This window comes from Paracoccus aestuariivivens (assembly GCF_009711225.1).
GTDB lineage: Bacteria > Pseudomonadota > Alphaproteobacteria > Rhodobacterales > Rhodobacteraceae > Paracoccus > Paracoccus aestuariivivens.
In genome coordinates, this window is the sequence record NZ_WMIE01000002.1 from 260,622 (window position 1) to 277,542 (window position 16,921).

A 16,921-nucleotide genomic window follows, 5' to 3' on the forward strand; every position below is an offset into this window, starting at 1 on the left:
GCCTGACAAGAGCCGCAAGCCGCCGCGCGCGTTGCCCGCGGCGGCTCACGTATTGTTTAGTCGTGGTGAGCCGACTTGGGCGCACGCGAAGGGCGACGTGCCGGACGTTTGCGCGCACCCTGAGCATTGCCCGGCGCACCGCCACGGCCGACAGGTCCGCCGCGTTCGCGGATCTTGCTAGCCTCGAACGGGACTTCGCCACCGACCACCGGAATCTGCGCTTTCATGGCCTTTTCGATGGCGCGAAGTTCGCCCATCTCGGCGGGGGCGCAGAACGCGATGGCGCGACCGTCGCGACCGGCACGCGCGGTGCGGCCGATGCGGTGGACGTAGTTTTCCGGCACGTTCGGCAGGTCGTAGTTGTAGATATGGGCGACATCGGGAATGTCGATGCCACGCGCGGCCACGTCGGTCGCGACCAGAACCTTGGTTTCGCCGTTACGGAAGCCCGACAGCGCACGCTCGCGCTGGCCCTGCGATTTGTTGCCGTGGATGGATGCGACCTTGAAGCCCCATTTCTCCAGCAGTTTCGACAGCTTCTCCGAGCCATGCTTGGTGCGGCCGAACACGATCGCCAACTCGTCGCGATGCTTGGCAAGATATTCGGCCAGCAAGGTCGCCTTGTCGCCCTGATTGACGAAGTGGACGCCTTGCTCGATCTTCGCTGCAGCCTGACCCGGAGGGTTCACGGCGACTTTCAGCGGGTCGGTCAGGTAGCTTTCGGCCAGTTCTTCCATCAGCTTCGGCATGGTGGCCGAGAACAGCAGCGTCTGACGCTCGCGTGGCAACATTTTCGCGATCCGGCGCAGCGTGTGGATGAATCCGATGTCCAGCATCTGGTCCGCCTCGTCGAGAACCAGATATTTGGTCTGCGACAGATCCAGCGCACCGCGTTCGATCAGATCCATCAGACGGCCCGGAGTGGCAATCAGCACATCAACGCCGCGTTCTAGGCGCATGACCTGAACATTGATCGAGGCGCCGCCCACGACGCGGAACTGGCGGATGGCGGTGCCAGCCGCATAGACGTCGATGTTTTCGGCGATCTGGGTGGCCAGTTCGCGGGTCGGCGCAAGGATCAGCGCGCGGCAGGTCTTGGGCTCGGGTTTACGACCGATATTCAGCAGGCGGGTCAGCATCGGCAGGCCGAAGGCCGCCGTCTTGCCGGTACCGGTTTGCGCAAGGCCCAGCAGGTCACGACCGGCGACGATCCCGGGAATGGCTTTTTCCTGAATGGGCGAGGGGGCCTCGATGCCCATCGGAGGCAGGTTGATCGCGACGCGCGCATCAATGCCCATTTGGGTGAAGGGCGTGTCGATATCGGGAATGGCGCGGCGGATGAATTTTTCTTCCGGCTCGGCGCGCATGCGACGGTGGTTCGGGTTGGGTTTGGGCTTGCCATCGCGGTGGAACGGCGGTTTGCCGCCCTGATCGCCACGGGGTTTGTTCTCGCCATGGTGGCGGGGTTTGCCCGAACGGTTCGGGCGCGAGGTTTCGTTCGTCATAACATCTTTCGGCCATGCCGCCCGCGTATCTGCGCGCATGACAAGGGGCCGCGTCATGCGCGGCGATTGCGAGGGGCGGGCGAGATACGGATTGCCCGCTAGCCTCCCCGCGTGAATGGGAAACCGAAAGTCAGGGCCACCTGACGCAAAGGCGTCGGCTACTCACGCGGCAGCGGGCGGCATCGACCAGCAAATGAGGCCGCAAGCCCAGAAAGTCAAGCGCGGTCTGTGGAATCCATCCAGATCGTCACCGGCCCGTCATTGACCAGCGACACTTTCATATCCGCCCCGAAGCTGCCGGTCTGAACCGGAAGGCCCAGATTACGCAGGCTTTCCACAAAGCGAAGATACAGCGCCTCGCCGCGCGCAGGAGCCTCGGCCGAGGAAAATCCGGGCCGGTTACCGGTGCGGGTATCGGCGGCCAGCGTGAACTGGCTGACGACCAGAACCGCGCCGCCGATATCGGTGACCGAGCGGTTCATCTTGTCTGCCTCGTCACGGAAAATGCGCAGCTTGGCGATGCGGGCGGCCAGTTTCTCGGGGGCGTCGTCCGGGTCGCCCTGCATGGCACAGACCAGAACCAGCAGACCCGCGTCGATCTTGCCGATGCTTTCGCCGCTGACCTTGACGTCGGCCTCGGCGACACGCTGGATCAGGGCGCGCATGTTACTTGCCCAGCATGATGCCAAGGATCACGAACATCAGGCCAAAGACCGAAGCTGCCAGCGCCGCCATGTTGACGGTGACGACCTTGCGCATGATCTTGCGCATCGCCTCGTCATCGGCTTGCTTCGCCTTGGCTTTCGCTGCGGTCAGGATGCACCAGCATAGCGCAGCCAGGCCCAGAACCGTCAGTGTCGTGCCACCCCAGATCAGCCCGTCCCAGATCGTCATTCCCGCTCTCCGTCCAATGTCCAGCAGCGGACTAGCGGCGATTGCACAAGCCTGCAAGACGGCCTAGACCGCTGCCTACCACAAAGGAGCGGACCATGCAGGACGACAACGCCTATGGCATCGCAGCCGGCGAGCTGCGCCAGTTCATCGAGCAGTTCGAAGCGCTCGACGCTGAGAAGGCAGACGTGGCTGAACGCCAGAAAGAACTGATGGCTGAAGCCAAGGCACGCGGCTACGACACCAAGGTGATGCGTAAAGTCATCGCGCTGCGCAAGCGCGACAAGGACGACATCGCCGAGGAAGAGGCAATCATGGACATGTACAAGGCTGCACTTGGCATGATCTGACGAAAGGGGGCCACGGCCCCCTTTCTTTTTTGTGGCAAGGTGTCAGGGCGCGATGAATTCGACCTCGGCCATTTCCGCGATTTCAGCGACATCCTCGTCGTAAAGATTGCTAATGTGGTCGACCAGATCCTGATCCCAGCCCGGCAGATCGACCTCCATCTCGATTTGCGCGGGCAGGGCGTGACGCTGTAGCGCCGCCGCGAATATGGTGCGGCGAGTCTCGATCGTCAGACGATCCTGCTTGGACATTTCCTCGCGGACCATCTCGATCCCGTCGGGGTGCAGGATATCGGCCAGAACCTGTAGACCCGCTTTCAACGGCACATCGCTGGGCATGGTCGCGACACGGCGCACGACCTCGGGCCAGATCAGCGAGGTGTCCTCATGGCACCAGACGACCAGATGGCAACCCGGTGTTGCGGCGACGATGCGCTTGATCGCCGGAGCCCAGCGAAGCGACTCGGGCGGGGTCGCGCCCATCACCTGTTCGTAGGTTCCGCTGCCCTCTTGGCTCAGGACAAACGGGATCAGCGTGGCGGGGTTCTTCATGCCGATGAAGAACTCGACCTCGGCATTGGGAAAAAGATTGGCCAGTGCGGCCAGTTTGGTGCCCGCCGTGGCGTACAGCCCCTCGCTCGAGATCGCGCGTTCGGCCTTGCCCAGAAATGTCGGCGTGCTGAAGACGATGCGCTGCGGCTCGTCCGTATCAAGGATGGCGTCCAGCATCACCTGTTCCATTTCGGGCGAGGCCGCGCCGCCTTTCAGTGCCGAAAGCGCTTCGCCGAAGACATCGCGGTGCTTGTTCGGGGTCAAAGGCTCGACACCGTTCTCATGCAGCCAGTCACGGTTCTGCATCAGTGTCTTGACCATGCGATAGAGGTCAGTGCCGTGGACACCACAATGGAAGGCGACCTGCATGGCCCGAACTCCTAATCCGCTTCAACTGGACGAACAGTAACGGGCAAAACCGGCAAGGGAAACCGTCAGCAGGTTCTGATTATCGGCAGCAACCCGCTTGTCTAGGCTGCATCTTGCCGGTTGGCAGGGGTTTCGGCGTTTCTCGTTTCAAAACAGCGCCGCAATGCATAATCTTGGTTAATTCGACCAGATGGACCGAGGGTGGACAAAAGGCATGGGCCGTCGCGCTTGGCGGTCCTACTGGAGGATGGGCAATGGGTTACGCAGTTCGGCCCGGGAGCAATCTTTACGTCGATGCCGTCGAGACGTTTACCGCATTGACGGGGGCGACCGGCATGCATCCAAGCCTTGCCGAAGTCGAGAAACGGCTCGGGCTCGAGCGTGGCGGCCTGTCAACGATGTTCGACGACGAGGGCGAACTTCTTGACGCGACGATGCGTAACGCGATGCTGCTGCTGCATGACCAATGTGTGCGCTCGATGGCTGCCGTCAGCGAAGAGGGCTGGCTCACGCAGTTCGAGGCGCTTGCCGATGCCTATGTGGAATGGGCGCATGACCATCCGCGGGAATTCCAGCTTATCGGCAAGATGCCGGATGACGAGTTCCGTGAGTATCCCGACCTGACGCGCTACGAACACGGCCTGCACGTGCTCATGGGGCGGATTTTGCGGCGTGCGCAGGAAGATGGCCATCTGGCACCTGACGAGGATGTCGGGTTGCTGGTCCCGGTGGCCTATGCCTTTGCACATGGGCTGACGGTCAAGATGCTGAGCGGCGACCTGTCGCGCTGGCTGCCGGATCGTTCGCCGCTGGCGACGGCCCAGGCGGCGCTGCATTTGTTTACCCGCCGGATGCTGGACGCTCCTCGGGTCAGTGCCTGACCTTCACACGGTTGTTGGCTTGCATATTCAGGTCCGACACGCCAATCAGTTGCGACCCAACTGACAGGTGACCGATGGCCAGTCCGGCTCCGTTCTCGCGCTATGAATTCATGATCGCTTGGCGCTACTTACGCGCAAGGCGGGCCGAGGGCGGCGTCAGCGTGATGACATGGATCAGCCTGATCGGGATCACCTTGGGCGTCATGGCGCTGATCGCGACCTTGGCCGTGCGGGCGGGCTTTCGTGCCGAGTTCGTGGATACGATCCTTGGCGCGAATGCCCATAGCACGGTCTATTACAGCCCGACCTCGATCTATAACGACCTGACCGAGGAAACCTATGTCACCCCCGGCCGGATCGAGGATTACGATGGGCTTGCGGCCAAGATCGCGGCGCTGCCGGGCGTGACCCGCGCGACCCCGGTGGTGCGCGGGCAGGTCATGGCCAGCCAGAATGACGCGAACAACGTGGCCGAGGTCTATGGCCTGACGCTGGACGCGCTGAAGGCGATCCCGCGCATCGCCGATCCCGAGACCGGCATGGGCAATATCGACGATTTCGACAAGGGCATCGCCATCGGCTCGGGTCTTGCGCGCGAGTTGGGTGTAGGCGTGGGGGATCGGGTGCGACTGATCTCGCCCGATGGGGCGCAGACGGCGGTCGGGACGACTCCGCGCGTCGAGAGCTATGACGTGACTTATGTCTTTACCGCCGGACGTTATGATATCGACCGCACGCGGATCTACATGCCGATGCCCGAGGCGCAGAGCTATTTCAACCGCGAAGGCGTCGCGGATGAAATCGAGGTCTTTGTCGAAGATCCGGAAAAGGTTGACGATTTCACCATGCCGCTGATCCAGACGGCGGGTGAACGGGCGCAGGTCTGGACGTGGCGCGATGCCTCGGGGAGCTTCCTCAAGGCGCTGGATGTCGAGGACGACGTGATGTTCATCATCCTGTCGATCCTCGTGCTGATCGCCTCGATGAACATCACCTCGGGGCTGATCATGCTGGTCAAGAACAAGGGCCGCGACATCGGCATCCTGCGGACGATGGGCCTGACCGAGGGCGCAGTGCTGCGCGTCTTCTTCCTGTGCGGGGCGTTTACCGGGGTGATCGGGACGATCGCGGGGGTCGTGTTGGGCGTGATTTTCGCGCTGAATGTCGACCATATCATGAGCTTCGTGAACTGGTTTTCGGGCGGAGGGGCATGGGACCCTTCGGTGCGCGGCATCTATGAGCTGCCCGCGAAACTGCGCGGGGCGGATATTGCGAAGGCCGTGGCGCTGTCGCTGGCCTTGTCCTTCATCGTCACCATTTTCCCCGCGCGCCGGGCGGCCCGCATGAACCCTGTCGAGGCGCTGCGCTATGAGTGATGTTTTGGTTCTTGACGCGATTTCAAAGACCTATGGTAAGGATGGGCCAGCCCCGGTCGCGGTCTTGCAGGACCTGTCGCTGTCGGTTGGTCGGGGCGAGGTGGTGGCTTTGGTCGCGCCCTCGGGGGCCGGGAAATCGACGCTGCTGCATATTGCGGGGCTGCTGGACACGGCCGATAGCGGGCGGGTTCTCTTGAATGGCCGCGACATGAGCGGCCAGCCCGACCGCGCCCGGACCGAGGCGCGGCGCGAGGATCTTGGCTTTGTCTACCAGTTCCACCATCTGCTGCCGGAATTCTCGGCGGCGGAAAATATCGTTCTGCCGCAATTGGCGAATGGCGTGTCATCGGGCGCCGCGCAGGCGCGGGCGCTGGATTTGCTGGGGCGCGTGGGCTTAAGCCATCGCGCCGATCATCGCCCCGCACAGATGTCGGGGGGCGAGCAGCAGCGGGTGGCCTTTTGTCGGGCGCTGGCGAATGCGCCCTCGCTTTTGTTGGCGGATGAGCCGACGGGGAACCTTGATCCGGCGACCTCGGACAAGGTCTTCGACGTGCTGATGACGCTGGTGCGCGAGACCGGCCTGTCGGCCCTGATCGCGACCCATAACATGGACCTCGCCGCCCGCATGGATCGGGTGATCCGTCTGGGCGAGTGAGGCAACGCCTGCGCGCGTTGCGTGATGCACGGCGCAGGGAGCGTGATGCGGGAATGCCAGCATTTGCTGGCATTTTTGCTGTGACATCTGTGCAGCGCGCGTACACCGGCTGTACACAGGGCGTACACCGAAAAAGCGGAGGAAAATGTGATGAAGGCGGTGGCGGCGGTGTCAGTCCTTGGTCTGGCGGGGCCAGTTGCGGCAGACCCGTTCGAGCAATTCGGTACGACGATGAAATACGGGCTGCCCTTGGCGGCGGCGGTTTGCGCGGCGGATCAGGACCGGCTGGAGGATTTCGCGGTCCGAGGCATTTTGCAGACGGCCCTGGTCTGGGGGATGAAGGAATATTTCGACGGCTCGCCGATCTCGCAGCGCCCCTCGGGCGAGGGCAAGGGCTTTCCGTCAGGCCATACGGCGGCGGCGTTTTTCGGAGCCTCGGACCTTGCGGGGAAATGCTTCGAGGATGAGGAGGCAGCGGGCGCGCTGGCCTATGGCGCGGCGGGCCTGACCGGTTGGAGCCGCGTCCATGCCGGAGAGCATACGCCCGAACAGGCCTGGACGGGCGCGCTGATTGGGTTTTCCTTGGGCGCCGCGAGCTTCGGGATCGGGTCCGAAGAAGCGCGGTTTGAGGTGGGGATGCGGTTTTGAGTGCTTTGCACTTGAGTGATTAAGTCGCGGCAGGATTCCCGAATGGCGCAGTCAGGTGCGGAATTTGTGGAAAGGCACGAGTCCAACCGCAAGACAGCCCAGCAAATCAGTCTGGACCCGCATTGTCTTTCTTTGATAACTTCGACAAGATTTAATTAAGGAAATACAATGACTATTCGCAAAACGCTCTTGTCCGTGTCCACTGGTCTATTGCTCGCTGGGCAGATCGCGTCTCCGGCGCATGCCATTGGAGAGACCGAGAAGGACGTATTGAAAGGACTTGCGGCAGCAGCAGCCATTGGCATGATCACAGGTCAAGTTGGTTCAGGTGCCGCTCCACAAGCCACAACGGCCGCCCCACTTCCTGCCTCGGCGTCGGCGACCAAAATGGACATGATCGAAACGGCCTTTCGCAGCCTAAGCCGCGAAGAACGCCTAGCCGTTCAAAACAATCTCATCGCTTCGGGGGCGGGCCTGTATTCAGCGGACGGGGTTTGGGGCAGGAAAACTGCTACTGCGATGAATCGAGTCATCACTGACACGGGAGAGTGGGGCCTGATCCGTGATCAACGTTCAGCCAATAAGTATGTGTACGATATGGCGCAGTTCGCATACGGAGCGGAATAGTTTCGTTTTCTTATGCGGCGTGCACTCATTCTGGTTCGAAACTGATCCTTGGCGGGATAGAGTTTGCAAGTAGAGAGTGTGTGGTTTGTCACGCAATCCCTTAGGCGCGCGGGCGCCTCATTACGCCCGCGCCCCCACTAGCACCACCACAGCCCCCAGCACGCATAACGCTCCGCCCAGCAGATCCCACCGCGTTGGGATTTGGCCCTCGGTGATCCAGAGCCAGCCGAGGGAGGCCAAGACGTAGATGCCTCCGTAGGCCGCATAGGCGCGGCCGGAGTAGTCCACGTCGACGCGGGTCAGGAGCCAAGCGAAAAGCGCGAGCGACAACATGCCGGGGAGGAGCCATAGCGGCGAGCGGTCCAGCCGCAGCCATGCCCAGAAGGCGAAGCAGCCGGCGATTTCGGCAAGCGCCGCCAGCAGGTAGAGGCCAAGCGGCGCGAGCAGGGTCATCAGACGTCGAGATTCTCGGTATCGGCGAATTGCGCGTTTTCCTGGATGAACTGGAAACGCAACTCGGGCTTTTTGCCCATCAGGCGCTCGACCAGATCGCCGGTCTCGCCGCCTTCGTCCTCATCGATCGAGACCCGGATCAGCTTGCGCGTCTTGGGGTTCATCGTCGTGTCCTTCAGGTCCTTGGCGTCCATCTCGCCCAGACCCTTGAAGCGCTGCACGTCGATCTTGCCCTTGCCGCCAAGGCCCTTGGCCAGCATCGCCTCTTTCTCGGCATCGTCGGCGACATAGACGCGATGCGCGCCTTGGGTCAGGCGGTAGAGGGGCGGGCAGGCCAGATACAGATGCCCCTTGTCGATCATCGGGCGCATCTGGGTGAAGAAGAAGGTCATCAGAAGCGAGGCGATATGCGCGCCGTCGACATCGGCGTCGGTCATGATGATGACCTTGTCGTAGCGCAGATCCTCGACGTTGAATTTCGAGCCCATGCTGACGCCGAGGGCTTGGCAGAGGTCGTTGATCTCTTGGTTCGAGCCCAGCTTCGAGGACGCCGCGCCCAGCACGTTCAGGATCTTGCCGCGGAGCGGCAGCAGGGCTTGGGTCTGGCGTTCACGGGCCATTTTCGCGCTGCCGCCTGCCGAGTCACCCTCGACGATGAACAGTTCCGTCCCCTCGCGGTTGGTGGCCGAGCAATCGACCAGCTTGCCGGGCAGGCGCAGCTTTTTCGTGGCGGTCTTGCGGGCGGTTTCCTTTTCTTGCTTGCGGCGCAGGCGTTCCTCGGCGCGCAGGATCAGGAAGTCGAGGATCGCGCCTGCCGATTTCGTATCCGCCGCCAGCCAGTTGTCGAAATGGTCGCGGACCGCGCCTTCGACAAGGCGGGTGGCCTCGGTCGTGGCAAGGCGGTCTTTGGTCTGGCCGACGAATTCCGGCTCGCGGATGAAGCAGCTGACAAGGGCGCAGCCGCCGGTCAGCAGGTCCTCGCGCGTGATGTTCGCGGCTTTCTTGTTGTTGATGAGTTCGCCATAGCCGCGGATGCCCTTGAGAATCGCGGACCAGAAACCGGCTTCGTGGGTGCCGCCCTCGGGGGTGGGGACGGTGTTACAATAGGACTGGATGAAGCCGTCGCGGGCGGGGGTCCAGTTGATCGCCCAGTCGACCTTGCCGGGGACGTTGAACTTTTCCTTGAAATCCACGCTGCCCGCGAAGGGGCGGTCGGCATAGGTCGAGGATTTGCCCAGCGTCTCGGTCAGGTAGTCGGCGAGGCCGCCGGGGAAGTGGAAGGTGGCCTCGGTGGGCGTTTCGCCGTCGTCGATCTCGGATTTCCAGCGGATCTCGACGCCCGAGAAAAGGTAGGCTTTCGACTTCACCATCTTGATCAGCCGCGAGGGCTTGAAACGGTGATGGCCGAAGATCTGCTCATCGGCGTGGAAGGTCACGGTGGTGCCGCGGCGGTTCGGGGCGGCGCCGATTTTCTCGACCGGGCCTTGCGGGATGCCGCGCGAGAAGCTTTGCTGGAACAGTTCCTTGTTGCGCGCGACCTGCACCACCATGCTGTCGGACAGCGCGTTCACCACGGATGCGCCGACGCCGTGCAGGCCGCCCGAGGTCTGGTAGGCGTCGCCCGAGAACTTGCCGCCCGCGTGAAGGGTGCAAAGGATCACCTCCAGCGCGGATTTGCCGGGGAATTTCGGATGCGGGTCGATCGGGATGCCGCGGCCATTGTCGCGGACGATGACCGAGAAATCGGCGCAAAGCTCGACCTCGATGCGGGAGGCGTGGCCAGCGACGGCCTCGTCCATCGAGTTGTCGAGGATCTCGGCGACGAGGTGGTGCAGCGCGCGTTCGTCCGTGCCGCCGATATACATGCCGGGGCGCTTGCGGACGGGTTCCAGCCCCTCAAGGACTTCGATGGAGGCAGCGGAATAGCTCTCGGTTGCCTTGTCCGAGATCGGGAAAAGATCGTCTGCCATCGCACCTGCTCGTCTTGTTCTTCTGAGGCGGGGTTATCTCACGTTGCGGGGGCGCGGAGCAAGGGGAAGCGTCACGAGATTCGGGGACCGCAACAGATGGTAGGGGTAAGGCCGATATCGGCGTAAAATTTGACGTGCATCAAGGACAGATGCGACCGAATGCGGCAGGCGGCGGGTGTTGATGAGTCAGCTGTTCACGATCGGGTCGCAGCGGAGGGCCTACCCCCCGCTGCGATTGTCGTTATTCGGGTTCGTTCAGGCGTTCGTTCCACATCTTGCGGAAGCCGGGACGGGCCTGACAGTCGTTCAGCCATGCCGTCACCGAGGGGAACTGGTCGAGCAGCGCGTGATGGCCCTGTGCGTAACGCAGCACCTCGGCCATGTTGATATCCGCGACGGTGAAGCGGTCGGCGACAAGGTAGCTGCGGCGGGCGAGATGGCCCTCCAGCACGGTCAGGGGACGGATCAGACGTTCCGAGGCATTGGCAATCGCGGCTTGATCGGCCCCCGATTGCTGTTGCCCCTGCTTGTGTAGGTAAAGGATCGTCAGCGCGTCCTGTTCGATCGATGAGACGGCGTAAAACCCCCATTGCAGCATCTGCGCGTCTTCGGAGGCATTGGCGGGACCGAAGGGCTGACCGTGCTTGCGGGCCAGATACAGGGTGCAGGCGAGGGATTCCGACAACGTCAGCTCTCCGTCGCGGATGACGGGAATCGCACCTGCGGGGGATAGTTTCAGGAAACTTTCCGAGCGGGTGTTGAGCGGCGCCGAGGGCGAATCCGGATCGGGCAGGCGATAGGCCTGAATCACAGGAACCTGCTGGAACGGCAGCCCGAGTTCGTGGCAGAGCCAGATGATGCGCGAGGCGCGCGAGCGCGTCACTCCGTAGATGGTCAGCATTGATTCCTCGACATTTTTCCGGAGATTGACGCGGTTAGAGCGTCTCGGCAAGATAGCGTATCATATTGCCGCCCATGACTTTCGAAATTTGGTCGTCATTCAGGCCCACATCCATCAGCGCCTGCGTCAGTACCGCCAGATCCGAGGCATCGAACGGCGCATCGACCGAGCCATCGAAATCGGAGCCGAGCGCGACGTGATCGTCGCCGACCAGACGGATCGCGGTCTGGATCGCCTTGGCGATATCGGCGGGCGTATTGCCGCAAACCACATCTGACCAGTAACCGATGCCGATCAGCCCACCTTTGGCGGCGATGGCCTTGACCAGTTCGTCAGACAGGTTACGCGGGCTGGGGCAATGGCTGTAGATGCCGGTATGGGACAGGACCGGATGGGTTCCCGGCATGGCCAGCACGTCGCGCACCGTCTGTTGGCTGGCATGGGCCAGATCGATGATCATGCGTCGCGCGACCGCTTCGCGCACGACCTCGCGGCCAAATTCGGTCAGGCCGGAATTCGGGCCGCCCTTGCCGTGCAGACTGCCGCCAATCTCGTTGTCGAAGAAATGCGTCAACCCGATCAAACGGAAGCCCGCGCCGTAAAGAACGCGCAGGTTGTCGAGCTTGCCTTCAAGCGGATGCGCGCCCTCCATGCCAAGGATGGCGCCGACGGTCTTGGCCCCGTTCCGTCGGGTTTCGAGCAGGGTTTGCAGATCCTCGGGCGAGCGGATGATCAACAGTTGCTCGGGAGATTCCGCGGCGGCGCGGCTCAGGTCTGCGGCTTGCGCCAAGGCGCGCTCCTTGAGGCTGAACCAGCTATGGACCGGACGAAGCTGACCGATGAACAGCGGCGTGATATTATCGGGCGCTTCGGTTTCGTTATGGGAATAGTTCTGGCCGCGCGGACTTTTCGTTACGGTGGTGAAGACCTGAAGCGCGACATTGCCCTCGGCCAGTCGGGGGATGTCGGTATGGCCGCGATCGACCCTTGTGCGGAGGTCGCGATCCCATAGCAGGGCGTCCGAATGCAGGTCGCCGATGGTCAGGCTGTCATGCAGCGCCTGCGCCTGAGGCGAGACCGGCCAGCCCTCGGCGGGACCGGTGACAGGATTGAGGCTGCGCTCGACATAGGCGGGACCCCAGACCACGACTGCGATGGTGGCAAGGATGATAAGGACGATGAGGCCCGAAAAAATGCGCCTAATCACGGCGTTCCTCCGTTTGCGTGCTTGTGCAGGATATGCGAGCGGTCGGGACTAGGCGACCGCCATTTTGGACAAGTACAGCCGCAGGATGTGTTGCGGGCCGATGCGACCGCCGTGGAACAGGCCGCCCTCGTCCTGAAAGCCCGCGGCAAGATAGACCGCGCGAGCGACGGGGTTGACGACGTTGACGGTCAGGACGCAGGTCCGCGCCACAGGATAGTTACGCAGCAGGTAGGAGCGCAGCAGTTTCATCGCCGCTTTGCCGGTGCCCTTGCCCTGTTCCTTGTGGTCGATCATCACGCCGCGCAGACCGACCTCGCCCGGGCGGGCGAAGTCGTAGCGGGTCGGATAGGCGGTATCGATCTTGAAGAAGCCGACCGGATGATCGTCACGGGTCACGATGTGGAAATCGCAACCCGCCTCGTCCATCTCGAAATGGCCCGCGATCGTGCCGCAGAATCCTTCCTGCTCGGGGGCGACGGCAATATGGGCGACACGGTCGTATTCGTGCCGACCCAATGCCTGAAGGGCGATCATGCCTCCATCGCTTCCAACTCGTCGATGAAGCCTTCGATCATGGACAGGCCCTTGTCCCAGAAGGCGGGGTCCGATGCATCCAGACCGAACGGGGCCAGCAGTTCCTTGTGATGTTGCGAGCCGCCCGCCGCGAGCATGGCGAAGTATTTTTGCTGGAAGTCCGGCAGGCCTTCCTCATACGCCGCGTAAAGCGCGTTCACGAGGCCGTCGCCAAAGGCATAGGCATAGACGTAGAAGGGCGAGTGCACGAAATGCGGCACATAGGTCCAGAAGGTTTCATAGCCCGGCATGAACTCGAAGGCATCGCCAAGGCTTTCGCCCTGCACCGACATCCACAGCGCGTTGATATCCTCGGGGGTGAGTTCTCCTTGGGCGCGGGCGGCATGCAGTTTGCATTCGAAATCGTAGAAGGCGATCTGGCGCACGACCGTGTTGATCATGTCCTCGACCTTGCCGGCCAGAAGCGTCTTGCGCTGGGCGGGATCTGTGGTCTTGGCCAGCAGCGCGCGGAAGGTCAGCATCTCGCCAAAGACGGATGCGGTTTCCGCCAGCGTCAGCGGCGTCGAGGCCAGCAACTCGCCCTGACCTGCTGCCAGACGCTGGTGGACGCCGTGGCCCAACTCATGCGCCAAGGTCATCACGTCGCGCGGTTTGCCCAGATAGTTCAGCATCACATAGGGATGCACGGTCGTCACGGTCGGATGCGCGAAAGCGCCCGGAGCCTTGCCGGGTTTCACGCCCGCGTCGATCCAGCCCTTGTCGAAGAAGGGTTCTGCCAGTTCCGCGAGTTTCGGCGAGAAGCCCGCATAGGCGTCAAGGACCGTGGCGCGGGCCTCGGGCCAGTCGACAAGGCGCGGGCTTTCGCCGGGCAGGGGCGCGTTGCGGTCCCAGACCTGCAGCTTGTCCAGACCCAGCCATTTCGCTTTCAGGCGGTAGTAGCGATGCGAGAGGCGCGGATAGGCGGAGGTGACGGCGTTGCGCAGCGCCTCGACCACCTCGGGTTCGACATGGTTCGACAGGTGCCGCCCGGTCTGGGGCGTCGGCATCTTGCGCCATTTGTCCTCGACCGCCTTTTCCTTGGCGAGCGTGTTATGGATGCGGGCGAACAGCTTGATGTTCTTGCCAAAGACCTTGGCCAGCGCATGGGCGCCCGCCTCGCGCTTGGTGCGGTCGTGATCGGTCAGCAGGTTGAGCGTCGCCTCGATGCCGAGTTCCTCGCCATTCACGTCGAAGGTCAGGCCAGCGGTGGTTTCATCGAACAGGCGGTTCCACGCGGCAGCACCGACGACCGAATTGTCGTGCAGGAAGCGTTCCAGTTCGTCCGACAGTTGATAGGGACGCATGGCGCGCATACGGTCGAAGACGGGCTTGTAGCGGGCAGGACCGTTCGCCGCCGCAAAGACTTCCTCGTAGCGGGTGTCGGGGATGCGGTTGAATTCGAGGCTGAAGAAGACAAGCTTCGTCGTGTGCTCGGTGATCTGGTCCTGCAGGTCGCCCATCAGCTTGGCGCGCGCGCCGTCCATGGTGTTCTGGTAGTAGCGCAGGCCCGCATAGGACATGATCCGGCCGGCAAGGATGTCGATCTGCTGGTAGCGTTCGATGCATTCCAGCATCTTCGGCCCGTCCAGCGAGGCAAGCTTGCCTTCGTAATCGCGCGAGAACTGGCAACATTCCTTGCGCAGATCGGCCATGTCCTGCGTCAGTTCGGGCGAATCCGGCGCTGGATACAGGTCGGTCAGATCCCAATCGGGCAGATCGCCCAGATCAACGGCTTGCGCCGAAACCGGCAGGGCGTTGTCATCATGGGGGACGCTGCGTCCGGAAAGCGGGGACAACAGGCGAATCGCGGCAAGGGTCGTCATGGTCAGTCCTTTCGATTGCCCCAAGATTTGACGGGTTCGGGGCCAAGCTGCAACCCGTAGGGGTGCTTATATACCGCTGCCCTCACCGTTTGGCGGATCGGGGCGCTGGGCTGCCGTTCTGAAATGGGTCAGGACGGCATCAAGAAAAAGGGTGCGGATGCGATCACGCTCCATCATGGGTTCGTGACGACAGCCGGGAAGCAGCATCAGCCGCGCCTCCGGCCACATCCGGACGCGGCGGCGGATAGCGTCCGGCGAGACGATGCGTTCATCGCTGCCAAGCCCGACAAGGGCGGGCAGTGCGGGCGAGGGCAGCGCGGCCATGCGGGTGCATTCGGCCAATGCCTCGGACAGCCAATGGTTCGAGACGCCGCCTATCGCCTGCTCGGGCCAGGATGCCGCCTCGGCCACGATCCTGCCCCAGCGCGGGCCATCGGTGGTCAGCAGGTTCTTGCGGAACGACGCGCGCAGCACGAAGGGGTCGTAGCCGCCCGAGCCCGGAGCGGGACACTCACTATAGCCGGTCTTTTCGGCCAGTGCAGTGATCAGGCGCGCCAGTTGCAGCACCGGCCATGTCCGGTTCAGCCCCCACATCGGTGCCGAGAAGGCCGCCGACACGACCGGAAGCCCGTCTTGCAGCGCGGCAAATCCGATGGCACCGCCCATGGAATGGGCAAGCAGGTGCCACGGTCGGGGCAGGCCCAATTCCTTGGCCGCAACGACCAGTTCGATCACGTCGCGCTGGTAGTCGAGGAAATGCGCGATATGGCCGGGGCGGGGATCGGCAATCAGGCGGTCGGATTGGCCCTGACCGCGCCAATCGGCCGAAATAACATCAAACCCCGCAGCGTTAAGCTGCAGGGCGACAGGATCGTATTTCTCGATGTATTCGGTCCTGCCCGGAAACAGCAGGACGCTGCCTTGCGGGCTGTCCGATCGCCAAAGTGCCGCCCGCAGGCGCACGCCGTCTTCGGTCCGTAGCCAGAAGGCTTTCGCCTGCGGCGGGGAATCTCCGGGAAGGGTGCGGAATTCGGCGGGCGTCACGATGTCTCGCGCAGGCTTCAGCTCAGGATCGAACCCAGTTTCATCGCGGTTCCCATCGAGCCGTCAACCTTGAGTTTGCCGGTCATGAAGGCCATGGTCGGGTTCACTTCACCGTTGAGCAGGCCCTCGAAGGTCTCGCGGCTGGCGGTCAGGGTCACATCGGCTTCGGCGTCGTCCGCGCGGGCGCCGTCTGCGTCGATATAGACGCTGCCTTCGCCCTCGATGACGAATTTGGCGGTGCCGTCAAAGCCCTTGGCTTTGGCGTCCAAGGCGGCAACGGCTGCGTTGACCACTTTGCTCATCAGAATTCTCCCCTGACTGTGTCTGGAAATGGATTGGGTGGAAAGTTACATAGTGGATATGCGTTGGCTAGGGCCCCATTACCAAATTGCCGTTACGACAGCGTTCAGCCTGTGGCTGGCGTTGCCGGGACAGGTATTTGCGCAGCAGGATTTGCCGCTGCCCGGACAGGATGAACCACCGGCGCAATCCGCCCCGGATGGCGAGATCATGCCCGATGACGAAGCTCCGGACGGCGAATCGTCCGAAGGCGAAAGCGCCGATCCCGGTTTCGCGCCTGCCGAACCGTCGGAACCGACCGCTGAAGCGCGTTTGCAGGAACGCGAGGATCTGGACCTGCTGTTCCGCGAATTGGGGCAGACCGGTGGCGAGACTTGGGCACGGGCGGAAACCGATATCCTGCGTATCTGGTCGCGTTCGGGCTCGGCCAGTATGGATATGCTGTACAAGCGCGGCGAGGCGGCGCTGGACGCCGGTAATGTCGAGGAAGCCATCGGCCATCTGACCGCATTGACCGATCATGCGCCGCAATTCGCCTCGGGGTGGTACTTGCGGGGGGTGGCGTTCTACCTGCAAGGCCAGACTGGCCCCGCCATAGCGGACATGGCGCAGGTGCTGGCGCTGGAGCCACGCCATTTCGGCGCGCTGACCCAGCTTGGCACCATGTTCGAGGAATTGGGGGATGACGCGCGCGCCCTGACGGCGTATCGCGCGAGCCTCAAGATCCACCCGCATCAGGAAGATGCAGCCGACGCCGTGAAGCGTCTGGAAGAAAAAACAAAGGGTACGGACGCCTGAC

At 62.8% G+C, this 16,921-nt stretch carries 19 protein-coding genes; 7 read left to right on the top strand and 12 right to left on the bottom strand.

The genetic code is table 11. The annotated features are described in order from the left end of the window. Nucleotides 1–56: 56 nt before the first annotated feature. From GL286_RS06760 to GL286_RS06770, 3 genes are all read right to left on the bottom strand, one after another. Nucleotides 57–1,505 carry a DEAD/DEAH box helicase gene (locus tag GL286_RS06760; RefSeq protein WP_246184860.1) on the bottom strand — a complete coding sequence of 483 codons (1,449 nt, stop codon included), beginning with the start codon at nucleotides 1,503–1,505 and terminating at the stop codon, nucleotides 57–59. Nucleotides 1,506–1,720: 215 nt separating this feature from the next. Beyond that, nucleotides 1,721–2,170: a D-aminoacyl-tRNA deacylase gene (gene dtd, locus GL286_RS06765; protein ID WP_155094785.1), complete on the bottom strand. Its 450-nt coding sequence runs from the start codon at nucleotides 2,168–2,170 to the stop codon at nucleotides 1,721–1,723. A 1-nt stretch (nucleotide 2,171) separates the two neighbouring features. Then, a complete protein-coding gene (locus GL286_RS06770; RefSeq protein ID WP_155094786.1) occupies nucleotides 2,172–2,399 on the bottom strand; it encodes a hypothetical protein in 228 nt (75 codons plus the stop codon). Between the two features lie 95 nt (nucleotides 2,400–2,494). Here GL286_RS06770 and GL286_RS06775 point away from each other — a divergent pair, with 95 nt between their 5' ends. Then, nucleotides 2,495–2,746 (top strand): DUF2312 domain-containing protein, encoded by a 252-nt coding sequence (locus GL286_RS06775; protein ID WP_155094787.1) that lies wholly within the window; start codon nucleotides 2,495–2,497, stop codon nucleotides 2,744–2,746. Between the two features lie 42 nt (nucleotides 2,747–2,788). Here GL286_RS06775 and GL286_RS06780 read toward each other — a convergent pair whose 3' ends face one another. Then, complete coding sequence (locus GL286_RS06780; protein ID WP_155094788.1) at nucleotides 2,789–3,664, bottom strand: hypothetical protein; 876 nt, start codon at nucleotides 3,662–3,664, stop codon at nucleotides 2,789–2,791. A gap of 254 nt (nucleotides 3,665–3,918) precedes the next feature. On the opposite strand from GL286_RS06780, the gene GL286_RS06785 reads away from it, so the two are divergent. The 5 genes from GL286_RS06785 to GL286_RS06805 all read left to right on the top strand — a co-directional run bounded on the left by GL286_RS06785 (nucleotide 3,919) and on the right by GL286_RS06805 (nucleotide 7,851). Beyond that, nucleotides 3,919–4,545: a TetR/AcrR family transcriptional regulator gene (locus tag GL286_RS06785; protein WP_155094789.1), complete on the top strand. Its 627-nt coding sequence runs from the start codon at nucleotides 3,919–3,921 to the stop codon at nucleotides 4,543–4,545. Between the two features lie 74 nt (nucleotides 4,546–4,619). Continuing rightward, a complete protein-coding gene (locus GL286_RS06790; protein ID WP_155094790.1) occupies nucleotides 4,620–5,921 on the top strand; it encodes a lipoprotein-releasing ABC transporter permease subunit in 1,302 nt (433 codons plus the stop codon). Further along, nucleotides 5,914–6,576 (top strand): ABC transporter ATP-binding protein, encoded by a 663-nt coding sequence (locus GL286_RS06795; protein WP_155094791.1) that lies wholly within the window; start codon nucleotides 5,914–5,916, stop codon nucleotides 6,574–6,576. The genes GL286_RS06790 and GL286_RS06795 overlap by 8 nt, the downstream gene beginning before the upstream one ends. Before the next feature lie 150 nt (nucleotides 6,577–6,726). Further along, the gene (locus tag GL286_RS06800; RefSeq protein ID WP_246184861.1) at nucleotides 6,727–7,224 is read left to right on the top strand and encodes a phosphatase PAP2 family protein; all 498 of its coding nucleotides are present in this window, start codon (nucleotides 6,727–6,729) and stop codon (nucleotides 7,222–7,224) included. 168 nt (nucleotides 7,225–7,392) lie between these two features. After that, a complete protein-coding gene (locus tag GL286_RS06805; RefSeq protein WP_155094792.1) occupies nucleotides 7,393–7,851 on the top strand; it encodes a hypothetical protein in 459 nt (152 codons plus the stop codon). Nucleotides 7,852–7,971: 120 nt separating this feature from the next. Here GL286_RS06805 and GL286_RS06810 read toward each other — a convergent pair whose 3' ends face one another. From GL286_RS06810 to GL286_RS06845, 8 genes are all read right to left on the bottom strand, one after another. After that, a complete protein-coding gene (locus tag GL286_RS06810; RefSeq protein ID WP_155094793.1) occupies nucleotides 7,972–8,304 on the bottom strand; it encodes a YnfA family protein in 333 nt (110 codons plus the stop codon). Next, the gene (gene parE / locus GL286_RS06815; protein ID WP_155094794.1) at nucleotides 8,304–10,274 is read right to left on the bottom strand and encodes a DNA topoisomerase IV subunit B; all 1,971 of its coding nucleotides are present in this window, start codon (nucleotides 10,272–10,274) and stop codon (nucleotides 8,304–8,306) included. The genes GL286_RS06810 and parE overlap by 1 nt, the downstream gene beginning before the upstream one ends. A 241-nt stretch (nucleotides 10,275–10,515) precedes the next feature. Further along, nucleotides 10,516–11,175 (bottom strand): glutathione S-transferase family protein, encoded by a 660-nt coding sequence (locus tag GL286_RS06820; protein WP_155094795.1) that lies wholly within the window; start codon nucleotides 11,173–11,175, stop codon nucleotides 10,516–10,518. 34 nt (nucleotides 11,176–11,209) lie between these two features. Then, nucleotides 11,210–12,382, bottom strand: a complete 1,173-nt coding sequence (locus GL286_RS06825) for a membrane dipeptidase (RefSeq protein ID WP_170295074.1) — start codon at nucleotides 12,380–12,382, stop codon at nucleotides 11,210–11,212. Nucleotides 12,383–12,430: 48 nt separating this feature from the next. Beyond that, on the bottom strand, nucleotides 12,431–12,916 hold the full coding sequence (locus GL286_RS06830; RefSeq protein ID WP_155094796.1) for a GNAT family N-acetyltransferase: 486 nt from the start codon (nucleotides 12,914–12,916) through the stop codon (nucleotides 12,431–12,433). Next, the gene (locus GL286_RS06835; RefSeq protein WP_155094797.1) at nucleotides 12,913–14,778 is read right to left on the bottom strand and encodes a M3 family oligoendopeptidase; all 1,866 of its coding nucleotides are present in this window, start codon (nucleotides 14,776–14,778) and stop codon (nucleotides 12,913–12,915) included. The genes GL286_RS06830 and GL286_RS06835 overlap by 4 nt, the downstream gene beginning before the upstream one ends. 66 nt (nucleotides 14,779–14,844) lie before the next feature. Next, nucleotides 14,845–15,822, bottom strand: a complete 978-nt coding sequence (locus tag GL286_RS06840) for an alpha/beta fold hydrolase (RefSeq protein WP_170295075.1) — start codon at nucleotides 15,820–15,822, stop codon at nucleotides 14,845–14,847. Between the two features lie 17 nt (nucleotides 15,823–15,839). After that, nucleotides 15,840–16,124 (bottom strand): SCP2 sterol-binding domain-containing protein, encoded by a 285-nt coding sequence (locus tag GL286_RS06845; RefSeq protein WP_155094799.1) that lies wholly within the window; start codon nucleotides 16,122–16,124, stop codon nucleotides 15,840–15,842. Between the two features lie 58 nt (nucleotides 16,125–16,182). Between GL286_RS06845 and GL286_RS06850 the strand changes: the two genes are divergently transcribed. Beyond that, complete coding sequence (locus tag GL286_RS06850) at nucleotides 16,183–16,920, top strand: tetratricopeptide repeat protein (protein ID WP_155094923.1); 738 nt, start codon at nucleotides 16,183–16,185, stop codon at nucleotides 16,918–16,920. The last annotated feature ends 1 nt before the right edge of the window (nucleotide 16,921 follow it).

Excerpts from the sequence above, each read along its gene's own strand:
- GL286_RS06760 (WP_246184860.1), bottom strand. The coding sequence starts at position 1,505 with ATGACGAACGAAACCTCGCGCCCGAACCGTTCGGGCAAACCCCGCCAC.
- dtd (WP_155094785.1), bottom strand. The coding sequence starts at position 2,170 with ATGCGCGCCCTGATCCAGCGTGTCGCCGAGGCCGACGTCAAGGTCAGC.
- GL286_RS06770 (WP_155094786.1), bottom strand. The coding sequence starts at position 2,399 with ATGACGATCTGGGACGGGCTGATCTGGGGTGGCACGACACTGACGGTT.
- GL286_RS06775 (WP_155094787.1), top strand. The coding sequence starts at position 2,495 with ATGCAGGACGACAACGCCTATGGCATCGCAGCCGGCGAGCTGCGCCAG.
- GL286_RS06780 (WP_155094788.1), bottom strand. The coding sequence starts at position 3,664 with ATGCAGGTCGCCTTCCATTGTGGTGTCCACGGCACTGACCTCTATCGC.
- GL286_RS06785 (WP_155094789.1), top strand. The coding sequence starts at position 3,919 with ATGGGTTACGCAGTTCGGCCCGGGAGCAATCTTTACGTCGATGCCGTC.
- GL286_RS06790 (WP_155094790.1), top strand. The coding sequence starts at position 4,620 with ATGGCCAGTCCGGCTCCGTTCTCGCGCTATGAATTCATGATCGCTTGG.
- GL286_RS06795 (WP_155094791.1), top strand. The coding sequence starts at position 5,914 with ATGAGTGATGTTTTGGTTCTTGACGCGATTTCAAAGACCTATGGTAAG.
- GL286_RS06800 (WP_246184861.1), top strand. The coding sequence starts at position 6,727 with ATGAAGGCGGTGGCGGCGGTGTCAGTCCTTGGTCTGGCGGGGCCAGTT.
- GL286_RS06805 (WP_155094792.1), top strand. The coding sequence starts at position 7,393 with ATGACTATTCGCAAAACGCTCTTGTCCGTGTCCACTGGTCTATTGCTC.
- GL286_RS06810 (WP_155094793.1), bottom strand. The coding sequence starts at position 8,304 with ATGACCCTGCTCGCGCCGCTTGGCCTCTACCTGCTGGCGGCGCTTGCC.
- parE (WP_155094794.1), bottom strand. The coding sequence starts at position 10,274 with ATGGCAGACGATCTTTTCCCGATCTCGGACAAGGCAACCGAGAGCTAT.
- GL286_RS06820 (WP_155094795.1), bottom strand. The coding sequence starts at position 11,175 with ATGCTGACCATCTACGGAGTGACGCGCTCGCGCGCCTCGCGCATCATC.
- GL286_RS06830 (WP_155094796.1), bottom strand. The coding sequence starts at position 12,916 with ATGATCGCCCTTCAGGCATTGGGTCGGCACGAATACGACCGTGTCGCC.
- GL286_RS06835 (WP_155094797.1), bottom strand. The coding sequence starts at position 14,778 with ATGACGACCCTTGCCGCGATTCGCCTGTTGTCCCCGCTTTCCGGACGC.
- GL286_RS06845 (WP_155094799.1), bottom strand. The coding sequence starts at position 16,124 with ATGAGCAAAGTGGTCAACGCAGCCGTTGCCGCCTTGGACGCCAAAGCC.
- GL286_RS06850 (WP_155094923.1), top strand. The coding sequence starts at position 16,183 with ATGCGTTGGCTAGGGCCCCATTACCAAATTGCCGTTACGACAGCGTTC.